The sequence below is a fragment of the Shewanella sp. S1-49-MNA-CIBAN-0167 genome (genome assembly GCF_040310145.1).
Taxonomy (GTDB): Bacteria; Pseudomonadota; Gammaproteobacteria; order Enterobacterales; family Shewanellaceae; genus Shewanella; species Shewanella psychromarinicola.
Map to the genome: position 1 here is coordinate 1 of NZ_JBEOPO010000189.1, position 290 is coordinate 290.

At 45.5% G+C, this 290-nt stretch carries 1 protein-coding gene; it reads right to left on the minus strand.

Annotated elements, in window-relative coordinates; all coding sequences use genetic code 11:
* The coding region (locus AAEZ00_RS20955; protein WP_351089807.1) for a cytochrome c3 family protein at window positions 1-290 on the minus strand (290 nt) is incomplete at both ends.

The window sequence follows — 290 nt, forward strand, 5'->3', positions numbered from 1 at the left end:
CGGCTAGCATGACCGTCATTGGCATGACATTGCTGACATAATTGTGGTGCTCGGCTTTCAAGCATATTGTCATTGACACTGCCATGAGGGTTATGACAAGAGACGCAGTTTTCTGTTACAGGAGCATGTTCCCACAAGAAAGGTCCACGTTTTTCAGCATGGCAGCTATAACAAGTGTCATTTACCGTTGGTTTATTGAGTGCGCTTTCGCTCATTGAGCCATGAGGAGAATGACAATCAATACAGGTCATTTGGTCCCACTTCATTGGATGCGATGAGCGCTTGTTCAT